Origin of the sequence: Olleya sp. Ti.3.14 (genome assembly GCF_038154885.1) — a bacterium.
GTDB lineage: Bacteria > Bacteroidota > Bacteroidia > Flavobacteriales > Flavobacteriaceae > Olleya.
The window spans coordinates 156087-168594 of the sequence record NZ_JBAKAO010000005.1 but is presented as its reverse complement, the minus strand read 5'-3'; the positions used below and the strand labels follow the sequence as shown (position 1 = coordinate 168594).

11 protein-coding genes are annotated in these 12508 nt (G+C 32.0%); 7 read left to right on the top strand and 4 right to left on the bottom strand.

Features of this window, described 5'->3' with window-relative positions; genetic code table 11:
• Positions 1–105 precede the first annotated feature (105 nt).
• The 3 genes from V6251_RS09155 to V6251_RS09145 are packed head-to-tail and all read left to right on the top strand — an operon-like array spanning position 106 to position 2845.
• Entirely contained in the window at positions 106–2049 is a 1944-nt protein-coding gene (locus tag V6251_RS09155; protein WP_341587975.1) for an amino acid ABC transporter substrate-binding protein, read from the top strand.
• 21 nt (positions 2050–2070) lie between these two features.
• The gene (locus tag V6251_RS09150; RefSeq protein ID WP_341587974.1) at positions 2071–2613 is read left to right on the top strand and encodes a DUF922 domain-containing protein; all 543 of its coding nucleotides are present in this window, start codon (positions 2071–2073) and stop codon (positions 2611–2613) included.
• A gap of 1 nt (position 2614) precedes the next feature.
• Entirely contained in the window at positions 2615–2845 is a 231-nt protein-coding gene (locus V6251_RS09145) for a DUF3820 family protein (RefSeq protein WP_145000324.1), read from the top strand.
• Positions 2846–2878: 33 nt separating this feature from the next.
• On the opposite strand, the gene V6251_RS09140 is transcribed toward V6251_RS09145, so the two are convergent.
• The 3 genes from V6251_RS09140 to V6251_RS09130 form a co-directional block, all read right to left on the bottom strand.
• Complete coding sequence (locus V6251_RS09140; RefSeq protein ID WP_341587973.1) at positions 2879–3748, bottom strand: cation diffusion facilitator family transporter; 870 nt, start codon at positions 3746–3748, stop codon at positions 2879–2881.
• A gap of 117 nt (positions 3749–3865) precedes the next feature.
• Positions 3866–4276, bottom strand: a complete 411-nt coding sequence (locus V6251_RS09135; RefSeq protein ID WP_341587972.1) for a DoxX family protein — start codon at positions 4274–4276, stop codon at positions 3866–3868.
• Positions 4277–4358: 82 nt separating this feature from the next.
• Positions 4359–4877, bottom strand: coding sequence for a Crp/Fnr family transcriptional regulator (locus V6251_RS09130; protein WP_051437470.1), 519 nt, complete (start codon positions 4875–4877; stop codon positions 4359–4361).
• Positions 4878–5179: 302 nt separating this feature from the next.
• On the opposite strand from V6251_RS09130, the gene V6251_RS09125 reads away from it, so the two are divergent.
• The 3 genes from V6251_RS09125 (at position 5180) to V6251_RS09115 (ending at position 9616) form a co-directional block, all read left to right on the top strand.
• On the top strand, positions 5180–6796 hold the full coding sequence (locus V6251_RS09125; protein WP_341587971.1) for a CTP synthase: 1617 nt from the start codon (positions 5180–5182) through the stop codon (positions 6794–6796).
• Between the two features lie 84 nt (positions 6797–6880).
• The gene (gene yidC, locus V6251_RS09120; RefSeq protein WP_341587970.1) at positions 6881–8785 is read left to right on the top strand and encodes a membrane protein insertase YidC; all 1905 of its coding nucleotides are present in this window, start codon (positions 6881–6883) and stop codon (positions 8783–8785) included.
• Between the two features lie 141 nt (positions 8786–8926).
• On the top strand, positions 8927–9616 hold the full coding sequence (locus tag V6251_RS09115; RefSeq protein WP_341587969.1) for a toxin-antitoxin system YwqK family antitoxin: 690 nt from the start codon (positions 8927–8929) through the stop codon (positions 9614–9616).
• Between the two features lie 104 nt (positions 9617–9720).
• Here the strand turns inward: V6251_RS09115 and V6251_RS09110 are convergent, their stop codons facing one another.
• The gene (locus V6251_RS09110) at positions 9721–11127 is read right to left on the bottom strand and encodes a fasciclin domain-containing protein (protein ID WP_341587968.1); all 1407 of its coding nucleotides are present in this window, start codon (positions 11125–11127) and stop codon (positions 9721–9723) included.
• A gap of 181 nt (positions 11128–11308) precedes the next feature.
• On the opposite strand from V6251_RS09110, the gene mnmA reads away from it, so the two are divergent.
• Positions 11309–12499 carry a tRNA 2-thiouridine(34) synthase MnmA gene (mnmA, locus tag V6251_RS09105; protein WP_341587967.1) on the top strand — a complete coding sequence of 397 codons (1191 nt, stop codon included), beginning with the start codon at positions 11309–11311 and terminating at the stop codon, positions 12497–12499.
• Positions 12500–12508: the final 9 nt, after the last annotated feature.

Below are 12508 nucleotides of genomic sequence, written 5' to 3'. Positions count from 1 at the left end.
CACAAGGGTCGCGTCTTCCATTATATCTTTTTTTTGCCATATATGGCAGCAAAAAAAAGGATGCCAATACAACCGCTAACGCAGTTTGAAACGTATAAATAACATATGAGAAAATTAATATATATCTTAAGCGTAGTCGTAATGTTTGGCTGTGCTTCCGCGAAAGCGCAAAATTACAAAACGCATAAAGTAAATGCAGGAGAAACTATAGAGCAAATTGCTGCAAAATATAGTGTTACAAAATCTCAGATTTATGCATTAAATCCAGACGCTAGAAAAGAAGTAAAAGTAAATTCTGTATTAATAATTCCAAATAGTAAGGCTGCACAAGCATCACCTAAATTAACAGAGGTTAAAACATTAGATGGTTTTAAAACTCATAAAGTTAAACGTAAAGAAACCCTATATAGTTTATCTAAAAAATACGATGTAGAGCAAGAGGAAATTAAAAAGCATAATCCAGAATTATATGCTAATAATTTGCGAAAAGGCGATAAAATTAAAATTCCAGTTTACAAAGTAACCAAAGCTATTGTTGAGGTAAAATTAGCCACAAAAAGCCATACTGTAAAACCAAAAGAAGGTAAATGGCGTATTGCTTATCAATATGGTATAACAGTACAAGAGTTGGAAGATTTAAATCCTGATATGTCAGCTGTTTTACAACCAGGAGAAGTTATAAATGTTCCTAATCTAGAAGCTGAAGAAGTAAAAACAATTGATGAAAAATACAGTTATTATACAGTTTTAAAATCTGAAGGGTTTTACAGACTAAAACTTAAAACCGGATTAGAACAGGAGCAATTAGAGCAATTAAATCCAGAGCTTTTAACAACAGGGTTAAAAGAAGGTATGGTTTTAAAAATACCATTTGATTCTGATGTTAGAGCAAAAAATGAAGGTTTAGGTATTACTTTGGCAGGAGAGAAGTTGTTTACATCAGATTTAACAACACGTAATTTGGATGCAAATACAAAACACATAGCAATTATGCTACCTTTTAAATTAAGTAAGGTAGATGCAGACTCAGTTTACGACGCTAAAAAGCTAATAAAAAACGATCCTTATGTTAGTACCTCTTTGGATTTTTACTCAGGAGCTAAAATAGCAATAGATAGTTTAGCAACTTTAGGAATAAATCTTAAAGTAGATGTATATGATACAGAAAATAGAGAAAGTAAGGTTGTGTCATTATTACAATCTAATAATTTTGACGATGTAGATGTAGTGATTGGACCAGTAATGCCAAAACTTTTTAATACTGCAGCAGCAACACTAAAAAGTAAAAAAATACCATTAGTATCTCCAATAACAAAAACGGTAGACTTACAAGAAAATGTATTTCAGTCTAGACCTGACGAGGCATTGTTAAAAGAAAAGCTATTAAATTATTTTAAAGCAGATAGTACATCACACTTTATAATTGTCTCTGATATGAAAAATAAAGCTACAGCAGATGCACTAAAAGTGTCTTTCCCTAAGGCAACAATGGTAAAATCTAGAAAAGTTGCTAAGACAGGAGCAGATGCTTATTACGTATTTGATCAGGATATGGTTAATGTGCTTAAACCAGGTAAAAATATTGTCTTTTTAGAAACTGAAAATGCAGGATTTGTATCAAATGTTTCTAGTATCTTAAATTCTAAAATTAAACCAAATATGTCTGTTGTATTAACAACTACAGATAAAAATAATGCGTTTGAGGATGATGAGGTCAGAAGTACACATTTGTCTAATTTAGGATTTACCTATGCGTCCATTAATAAGTCTTTTAGCGAAGATGAAAATAACAGTTTTGCAAAACGTTACAAAGCAATGTATAATGAGTCACCAAATACATACGCTGTAAGAGGGTTTGATTTAACAATGGATGTTGTTTTACGTTTAGTAACTTCAGAGGATATTTATACCTCTGTAAACGAGTCTCCATTGACAACTTATGTAGAAAATAAATTTGCATACAAAAAGAAATTATTTGGAGGGTATTACAACAATACAGTATACATTGTTAAATACCAAGATTTAAAAATAGTAGAAGTAAAAAATTAAAAAGGAGTCGTTTTTGTAATCATGTTTAAGTACGTATTTATTTGCTTGGGGTTTTTCTTGTTACACAGTGATGTAATGGAGGAGCTGTCATGGAGTGAAAATTACAAACTTAATTGGGATGATTTTAAAGGACAACCTAATCAGGATACAGATGCTGTTGCAGTAACAGCATCTGGTATTACTTTTAGTTACTCTATCAACAAGCGTGATGATAAAGTTTATGGTTTTAAAACATTGGTTAAAGCCTTTTTTTATCCAGAACATTCTTGGTGTAAATCAGATCAAGTAGATACGCATGTTTTAGGACACGAGCAATTACATTTTGATATTACAGAGTTGCATGCAAGGCTATTTAGACAACGCATCGCAGCAATAAAACCACATGAAGGATTAGCTAAAACACTTCAAGATATGCATAGCGCTATTGATAGCCAATTAGCAGAGATGCAAAATACTTACGACTTACAAAGCGAATATTCTATTAACGTCGATGGTCAAAAAAAATGGAAGGACAGTATTGCTGTGCGTCTAAAGGCTGTAAACAAGTTTAAATCTAAAGGATAATTTGCTTCAACCAGACAAAGATTTTTTAATAAAATTGGCACATACCAAAATGCCTTTTGGTAAGTATAAAGATCGTTTCTTGATAGACTTACCAGAGTATTATATTGTTTGGTATCACAATAAAGGATTTCCTAAAGGAAAACTAGGCGAAATGTTAGAAACCGTTTATACAGTTAAATTAAATGGATTGGAAGACTTAATCCGAAATATTAAAAAACAATATCCTAAATAGAGTATTCTAATACTTTCAAGAGTCTCAGCATTGTTATTCATTGGGTTCTATATGAATAAGCACATGTCCCAAATTTGGAATTTGTTCTCGCAAATAGTCTTTTAAGTTGTGAGAAATGTCGTGTCCTAGTTTTACTGAAATATTACCATCCACAATAGCATGTAAATCAACATTAAACTTCATACCAGCTTTACGTATAAAACATTTTTCGGTACCCAAGACACCTTCTACTTTCAAGGATTGTTCTCTAATATCAATAATAAGTTCATCATAAACTTGCTCATCCATGACTTCGCCTAAAGCAGGTCTTAAAATTAAATAGCTGTTATATAAAATAAAGGCAGAAGCAAATAATGCTGCCCAATCATCAGCAGTTTCAAATCCTTTACCAAAAAGTATTGCTATAGAAATGCCAATAAAAGCCATTATAGATGTTATAGCGTCACTACGATGGTGCCAAGCGTCGGCTTTTAATGATGAGCTATTGGTTTGTTTACTTTTTTTTATTACAATCTGAAACGCTATTTCTTTCCAAATAATAATCACACCTAACACAATTAGTGTCCATGATTTAGGTGTTTTATGAGGCGTTAAAATGTTATGAATACTTTCTAATGCAATTATAGTCGCAGACACAACTAAAAAGGCAACAACAGCAAAAGTGATTAAAGGTTCAATTTTGCCATGACCATAAGGATGATTATCATCTGCAGGACGTTTTGCATATTTAAAACCAAATAATACTAATAGTGAAGCAAATATATCTGTTGTGGACTCAATTGCATCTGCAATTAATGCATACGAATTACCAAAAACACCTGCAAGTCCTTTAATAAGTGCAAGCAGTGTGTTTCCGATAATACTAAAGTAAGTTGTTCGTATTGCAGTTTGCTCGTTAGTCATTGTTTTTTTAATGCATTTAAAATCTGATAACCTTACTAGGGTTCGTTTATACACAATATATAAATAATATCAGTATTAGCTATAAATGTAAGCATCAATTTTAACTAACTAACCCTTTTAAGTTTTAGCGGTAATGATTGACTTTTTATGTCTTCCCCAAGCAACAAATATAGCTAGTAAAAATAAAACAAAATTCATTCCTATTGCCGAAAACTCTCCTCTAACACCATGGAAAATTGCAGCTAACAGCATTACTATTTCTAAGCCAATTGCAGCCCAAATAGTTAAAAAAGGTTTAATACGAAGTATAGAAGGTAAAATTATTCCCAATCCACCTAAAAATTCACTTAAACCTATAAACCTAACTAATCCAGTAGGAGTAGAGTTAACCCAAGGAAGTGATTGAGCTAAGGTTTCAATAGGTTGAGAAATTTTCATTACACCTGCCATTAAAAACATAATAGCTAGTAATCCTTGAGCAATCCATAGCGATATATGTATTGCTTTGTTGTTTTTTTGATCTGTCATTGTATTTATATTAGTTTAATACAGCAAAATTGCAGTAAAGCATGACTAATAAAAATAAGATACCTTAAGAAATAAGTTAAGTTTAGTTTTTAGCAATCTTACGTCTAATATCACTTAAATATTCTGGTGTGACACCAATATATGAAGCTATAAGTTTTAAAGGTAATCGTTGTACTAAAGAAGGATAGGTATCTGTAAAGTTTGTATAACGTTGCTCTGCTGTAGCACTTAAAAGACCTATTATACGTTTGTTAGTTGCAATTAAATTATTTCTAAATTTAGTGTTCATTTCTACTAAATCTGCTTTTTCAAATTGATTGATATCCTTTACATCTGCATTTGATATTATGGATACTTCAGACGCTTCAATTGCTTCAATATATACTAAAGACGGAACTTGGTTAGAAAAACTATCCAAGTCTGTTATCATCCATGTTTCTGGCGCAAATTGCATTATGTGTTCCTTCCCTAAATGATCAATAGTGTAGCTTTTAAGACAACCACTTTTAACAAAATAACCATATTTGGCAATATCCCCTTGTTTTAATAAAATATCTCCTTTTGGAATTGTAACGGTTTTATTTAAATTAATAATATTCATTATAATGGATTACATTTTTTTAATTAACAGAAAATGCTATGCTGTCATAATCTTTAAACAAACATAAGGTTATTTTACGTCTAATTACTTTAGCATAATTTTGTTTAAGACTTTAGATAATTTAAATATAATAATTATTAAAGTAATATGTTATGTATTAAAAGTATTACAAGTCTAAAGATAATGCAGTTAGCGGTTTACTAGATTTTAAAATTTAATACCAATGTCTTCCAAAAATAAAAGAGTAAAGACTAATAGTTTCAACATAAAATCGTAAATTTGCTCGCGTTTAACAACGCAACATGACATCAGAAACTAAGTACATATTTGTAACAGGAGGAGTAACATCTTCCTTAGGAAAAGGAATTATAGCAGCATCTCTTGCTAAACTACTTCAAGCGCAAGGTTACAGAACCACAATCCAAAAATTAGACCCTTATATTAATGTAGATCCAGGTACACTAAATCCGTATGAGCATGGCGAATGTTATGTTACAGATGATGGTGCAGAAACCGATTTGGACCTTGGACATTACGAGCGTTTTTTAAATGTGCCTACAAGTCAAGCTAACAACGTTACCACTGGACGCATATATCAAAGCGTGATTAACAGAGAACGTAAAGGTGAGTTTTTAGGAAAAACAGTACAAGTTATCCCTCATATTACAGACGAAATTAAACACAGAATCCAAATCTTAGGAAACTCTGGAGATTATGATATAGTAATTACTGAGATTGGTGGAACTGTTGGAGATATTGAGTCTTTACCATACATTGAAGCAGTTAGACAATTAAAATGGGACTTAGGAGATAATAACGCATTAGTGATTCACCTAACTTTAATCCCTTATTTAACAGCAGCTGGAGAGCTAAAAACAAAACCAACTCAACACAGTGTTAAAACACTAATGGAAAGTGGTGTACAAGCAGACATATTGGTTTGTCGTACAGAGCATGAATTGCCTTCAGATTTAAAAAGAAAATTAGCCTTATTTTGCAATGTACGAGAAGAGGCCATCATACAATCTATCGATGCATCAACCATTTATGATGTACCAAATATGATGTTAGACGAAGGTCTTGACAAAGTGGTACTTAAAAAATTAGCATTAAATAGTGACGCTCCTGATTTAACAACTTGGAATAAGTTTGTACAAAGACATAAAAATCCAAAATCTGAAATTACAATTGGATTAATAGGTAAATATGTAGAGTTACAAGATTCTTACAAGTCTATATTAGAAGCATTTATTCATGCTGGAGCAGAAAACGAAGTTAAAGTAAATGTAGAGTCTGTACATTCTGAGTATTTAAATGCAGACAATATTAAAATGAAGTTATCACACCTTGATGGTGTACTAGTTGCTCCAGGTTTTGGAGAGCGTGGTATAGAAGGAAAAATAACAGCAATTAAATATGTACGCGAAAATAACATTCCGTTTTTAGGAATTTGTTTAGGTATGCAAATGGCAGTTATTGAGTTTTGTCGTAACGTCATGGGATTAGCAGACGCTAACTCTACAGAAATGGATCCTAAGACTACAAATCCAGTTATTGATATTATGGAAGACCAAAAAACCATCACAGACAAAGGAGGAACAATGCGTCTTGGCGCTTGGGATTGCCATATCGAAAAAGAGTCTATAGCTTATAAAGTCTACCAATCTCAAGATATTAAAGAGCGTCATAGACATAGATATGAGTTTAATAGTAATTTTAAAACTCAAATTGAAGCTGCAGGATTAAAAGCAACAGGTTATAATCCTGATACAAAATTGGTCGAAATTGTTGAAAATCCATCTCATCCGTGGTTTGTTGGTGTGCAATACCACCCAGAATATAAAAGTACAGTAGCCAATCCACATCCTTTATTTGTGGCATTTGTAAAAGCAAGTTTAAAGCACAGTAAGAAAAAATAAGTGTCAATTTGACACCAATTTAAAAGTGGTCGTATATTTGACTAATTAATTATTCCTTGAATAAGTTAGAGGAACCAAACAATTATGGAAGAAAAAAAACTAGACGTTAAGTCGATAATAGGATTTGTATTAATTTTCGGAATCTTATTATTCATGATGTGGCAAAACCAGCCATCTCCTGAAGAGCTTAAAGCGCAAGAGGTAGAAAAGCAAGCTCAAATTGAGGCTCAGAAAAAAGTAAATGCGACAGCTCTATCAGAGACTAAAGTTACTAGTGCAGTAGATTTTTCTAAACCAAAGGACTCTACTCAAGTAGCAGCATTACAATCAAAAATCGGTGATTTTGCTTATTCTTTAGCGACTACAACAGCTACAGATAGTGAGGTATTGGTTGAAAGTGATTTGTTAGCATTAAAGTTTAACACAAAAGGTGGTCATTTATCAGAGGTTAAACTTAAAAACTTTGTAAACTTTGATTCTATTCCAATTTACTTAGTAAAGGATGGTAATTCTGTATTTAATATCAATTTCCAAACAACAGATAATCGTACTTTAAATACTAAAGATTTATATTTTCAGCCTACAGTAACTAAAAGTGGAGAAAACACAGTAGTGTCCATGAAGTTAAAAACTGCAGAAGATAAATTTTTAGAGTATAATTATGTAGTTAAGCCAAACGATTATATGGTAGATTTTACCATTAAATCTCAAGGTTTAGAGTCTGCTATAAATACGTCAAATCCTATTAATTTAGATTGGACACAAAAAACAATAAGACATGACCAAAGTATTAGTTACGAGAATAGATACACACGTTTAACTTACCAAACAGATGGTGATGTAGACAAGTTATCTCAAATGGGTGACGATGATGAGGTTGAAGAGGACGTATCATGGTTATCATACAGACAACACTTTTTTAGTACTATTCTAGTGTCTGATAAAGCGTTTAAGGAAGTTTCAATTACATCTAAAAACTTAGTAGAAGACGAAGCGATAGATTCTGTATTTACAAAACAATTTTCTACTAAAACTGCATTAGCTTTAAATGGAGCCTCAATTAACAACAATTTAAAGTTGTATTATGGTCCAACAGATAGCGAAATTTTAAAAAACTACGATGATAATTTAGTAGAAAGTATCCCATTTGGATGGGGAATTTTTGGATGGATTAATAAGTTTTTATTTATTCCATTATTTAACGGATTAAGTTCGTTTTTACCTTACGGAATTGCAATTATTGTAATGACAGTACTTATTAAGTTAGCCATGTCATTTGTACAATACAAGCAATACTTATCGCAAATGAAGCTTAAAGTTTTAAAACCAGAACTTGATGCTATCAGAGAAAAGTATAAAGACAACAAAATGAAGGCGCAACAGGAAACTATGGCACTTCAAAACAAAGCAGGAGCAAGTCCTTTAGCAGGATGTTTGCCAGCATTTATTCAAATGCCAGTATTTTATGCTTTATTTATGTTTTTCCCGACTGCATTTGCTTTAAGACAGAAAAAGTTTTTATGGGCAGAAGATTTATCTTCTTATGATGTTGTTGCAGAATTGCCTTTTAATATTCCATTATATGGAGATCACGTAAGTTTATTTCCAATATTAGCTGCAATCGCTATTTTCTTTTACATGAAGTTAACGACTGGTCAAAACCAAATGTCAGCACCACAACAAGAAGGGATGCCTGATATGGCTAAGATGATGAAGTATATGATATACTTTGCTCCAATCATGATGTTAATTTTCTTTAATCAATACGCTTCAGGATTAAGTTTATATTACTTTATTTCTAACTTAATTAGTATTGGTATTTTATTAGTAATTAAGAATTTTATATTAGATGAAGATAAGATTCATGCTAATATTCAGGTTCAAAAAGCTAAGCCTAAAAAAGAAAGTAAGTTCCAGAAAAAAATGAAAGAAATGATGGAACAAGCTGAAAAGCAAAAACAAATGCAACAAAAAAATAAAGGTAAATAAGTCGATTTATTTTTTAATTTTATAAAAAAAGCTGTCTGCTATAATTTTAGTTTGGCAGCTTTTTTGTTATAACAAATAGTAAATAATAACGTTAAACCGTAAGGCATGGTTTCCGCGAAAGCGTAACAATACATTTAAACAATGAAAAAAATAAGTTTCCTATTAGTCTTTTTAATTACTACTAGTTTAGTAATGGCTCAAAGCTTTAATCAGTTTGATGCTAATGCACAGCGTCATGGTAAATGGAAAAAGAATTTTGATAATACTAAAGTAGTCAGATATGAAGGCCAATTTGACCACGGAAAAGAGGTTGGTACTTTTAAGTTTTATAAAAATATAAATAATAAAGCGGTATTAACTGCGACCAAGGTTTTTAATGCAGATAATGATGTTGCTTTGGTAACCTTTTATGCTAGTAACGGAAAAAAGATAAGTGAAGGTAAAATGCGTGGTCATGATTATATTGGTAAATGGGTAATTTATCATAAAAATGTAGACCAGGTTATGACGCAAGAATTATATAACGATAAAGGTAAGCTTGAAGGAGAACGTTTGGTGTTTTATTTAAATGGTCAAATAGCCGAAAAAGCATATTACATGGACGGATTGTTACATGGCGAATCTAAATGGTATGCAGAAAATGGTACCATAATGAAACTAATAACTTATAACGCTAATAAGTTTGAAGGTGCTTATAAAACCTACACTAAAGATGGTGTTATAGCTGTAGAAGGCTATTATAAGGACGACGTAAAATGTTGTGTATGGAAACGTTATAAAGATGGAAAGTTAGTCGAAGAAAAAGACTTAGATAAAAAAGCAAAAAAATAACTTTAGCTATTATAAATTAAAAAACGCCTTAAGAGATTAAGGCGTTTTTGCTATTAAATTGTTTGTTTTAAGGGAATAAACTATTTAATTAAGAATCTATATTTTTATTGTAATGGTAAAATTACGTTATCAATTGGGTGTACAACACCATTAATTGCTTGAATATCTACCAATGATGTAACAATGTTACTTACTCTTCCATTAGGATCAGTTAAAGTAAAGTTAGTTGCGTCTGCAGTAATATCTCCACCTAATGTTGTTACTGGTCCACTCATTAACATACTAGATTGTACGTTCGCTCCTACAATATGGTACGTTAGTACAGCATCAACTGTTGCAGTATCTAAATCTGTTAAAGCAGTTGCGTTTAATTCCATTAATAAACTTCCAAAAGCAGCATCAGTTGGAGCAAATACAGTAAATGGTCCAGCTGTTGCATCAGACACAGTAGTAATATAAGGTACAGTTGGTGTCCCAGAATCTGCGTATTGTAATGCAGCAACTAAATTACTTAATGCAGGATTTGAAGTTGCAAACGTTGCTATAGTTGGTAAATCTATTACAGTACCTACCGCATGGATAATTCCGTTTGTTCCTACAACGTCAGCAGTAGTAACAGTAGATATTCCGTTAAAGCTAACACCATTTGTAGTGTCAAAATATAAACTTAAAGCGTTTCCTCCAGGACCACTTGCAGATGTGTTTGTGTATCCAGAAACTAAAGTAGTTAAGTCAGTAGACGATAATGCACCACCAACAACGTGATTTAATAATAACTCAGATAATGCATCTGTTGGTACATCTGCTAAAGCTGTTCCGTTTAAATATGTTGCAAATGCAGTATTGTCTGGAGCTAATACTGTAAAAGGTCCTGTTCCTGATAGGACATTTACTAAATCGCCATCTGCAGCACCTAAAGCAGCTACTAAACTAGAAAAATTACTGTTATTTACTGCGTGATCAACCACTGTAGGTAAAGCAATTACTTTATCTACTATATGTACAATACCGTTAGATGCAGTAACGTCAGCAGTTAACACCTCAGACATGTTGTTAAACATTACACCATTTGATGTATCAAATAATAAACTAACTTTATTTCCGCCTGCACCATCAGCTAAAGTGTTTGTATATCCACCACCTAAACCTACTAAATCAGTAGATGTAACAGTACCACTAATAACATGGTTTAATAATGTTTGTGCTAAAGCAGCATCAGGAATGTCTTGTACGGTTGCCCATCCGTTAGCTGACATAAATTCTGCAAATGCTTCATTTGTTGGTGCTAATACTGTAAAAGGTCCTGGACCACTTAAAGTAATGGCTAAATCAGCTTCTACTACTGCAGCAACTAAACTACTTAAACTAGCTGTAGCTTGTGCTGTTTCAACAATATTTAAAGTTGTTGACGTTGGTGTTGTCATAGGTGTTGACGCGTCGTCATCGTCACTACAAGACCAGAAGACAAATGTTGCTAAAAATAGTAACGATAATTTTTTCAATGTTTTCATAATAATATTTTTTAATAGGTTTGTTTAGCAAATCTATAAAAAGATTAAACAAAAAGAATTAAAGATTTGTTAAATTTATTTATTAGGCTGTTTTACAATCATTTATTATGTCATTCCATTTATATATATGTGTTTGATTTTTTTTAGAAAGACTTATCTTTGCAGTCTATTAAAATTAGTCATGAAAAAAAGAGTTATTGTTGGATTATCAGGAGGAGTGGATTCTAGTGTTGCTGCATATTTATTAAAAGAGCAAGGTTATGAGGTTATAGGTCTTTTTATGAAAAATTGGCATGATGATTCTGTGACAATCTCTGACGAGTGTCCTTGGTTGGATGATAGTAATGATGCTATGTTGGTCGCAGATAAACTAGGAATACCTTTTCAAACTGTAGATTTAAGCGAACAGTATAAGGAGCGCATCGTAGATTATATGTTTGACGAATACGAAAAAGGTCGCACACCTAATCCAGATGTTTTATGTAATAGAGAAATTAAGTTTGATGTCTTCATGAAAATCGCCTTAGATTTAGGTGCAGATTACGTGGCTACAGGTCATTATTGCAGAAAAACAACCATTACAAAAAATGGAGAAGAGGTTCACCAATTATTAGCAGGTAAGGATCCAAATAAAGATCAATCTTACTTTTTATGTCAATTATCTCAAGAGCAATTGGCTAAAGCTTTGTTTCCTGTTGGCGAATTATTAAAACCAGAAGTTAGAGACATTGCTAAAGCTCAGGATTTAATAACAGCAGATAAAAAAGACTCTCAAGGATTATGCTTTATTGGTAAAGTTAGATTACCCGATTTTTTACAACAACAACTTAAGCCAAAAGAAGGAGTTATTGTAGAAATACCAAGAGATAACCCTTTTTATAATGAAACGCTTCCTAGCTTCAATAATAAATTAGAAGAATTAAAATATCGTTCTAGAAAACCTAGCTATAGTATAACCGAAGGTGTAGTAAAAGGAAAGCATCAAGGCGCGCATTATTTTACTAAAGGACAACGTAAAGGATTAGCAGTAGGAGGTACAGCCGAACCATTATTTGTGATAGATACAGACGTTACAGAAAATGTTATTTATACAGGTCAAGGGACAACACACCCAGGATTATATAAAAATGTTTTATTTGTATCTAATGAAGAGTTGCATTGGGTTAGAGAGGACTTAGCATTAGCTACAGACCAAACCATGGAAGTGTTAGCAAGAATAAGATATAGACAAGTTTTGCAAAAAGCAACATTACATAAAGTAGAAAGTGGTATGTATGTAGAATTTGAAAACCAACAATCAGCTATTACTGAGGGACAATTTGTTGCTTGGTATTTAGAGGAAGAATTAGTTGGTTCAGGTGTAATTTCTTAACTTGCAGTA

What these genes read in the sequence shown, in the direction of transcription:
- V6251_RS09155 (WP_341587975.1), top strand. Translation starts at nt 106, where the DNA reads ATGAGAAAATTAATATATATCTTAAGCGTAGTCGTAATGTTTGGCTGT.
- V6251_RS09150 (WP_341587974.1), top strand. Translation starts at nt 2,071, where the DNA reads ATGTTTAAGTACGTATTTATTTGCTTGGGGTTTTTCTTGTTACACAGT.
- V6251_RS09140 (WP_341587973.1), bottom strand. Translation starts at nt 3,748, where the DNA reads ATGACTAACGAGCAAACTGCAATACGAACAACTTACTTTAGTATTATC.
- V6251_RS09135 (WP_341587972.1), bottom strand. Translation starts at nt 4,276, where the DNA reads ATGACAGATCAAAAAAACAACAAAGCAATACATATATCGCTATGGATT.
- V6251_RS09130 (WP_051437470.1), bottom strand. Translation starts at nt 4,877, where the DNA reads ATGAATATTATTAATTTAAATAAAACCGTTACAATTCCAAAAGGAGAT.
- V6251_RS09125 (WP_341587971.1), top strand. Translation starts at nt 5,180, where the DNA reads ATGACATCAGAAACTAAGTACATATTTGTAACAGGAGGAGTAACATCT.
- yidC (WP_341587970.1), top strand. Translation starts at nt 6,881, where the DNA reads ATGGAAGAAAAAAAACTAGACGTTAAGTCGATAATAGGATTTGTATTA.
- V6251_RS09115 (WP_341587969.1), top strand. Translation starts at nt 8,927, where the DNA reads ATGAAAAAAATAAGTTTCCTATTAGTCTTTTTAATTACTACTAGTTTA.
- V6251_RS09110 (WP_341587968.1), bottom strand. Translation starts at nt 11,127, where the DNA reads ATGAAAACATTGAAAAAATTATCGTTACTATTTTTAGCAACATTTGTC.
- mnmA (WP_341587967.1), top strand. Translation starts at nt 11,309, where the DNA reads ATGAAAAAAAGAGTTATTGTTGGATTATCAGGAGGAGTGGATTCTAGT.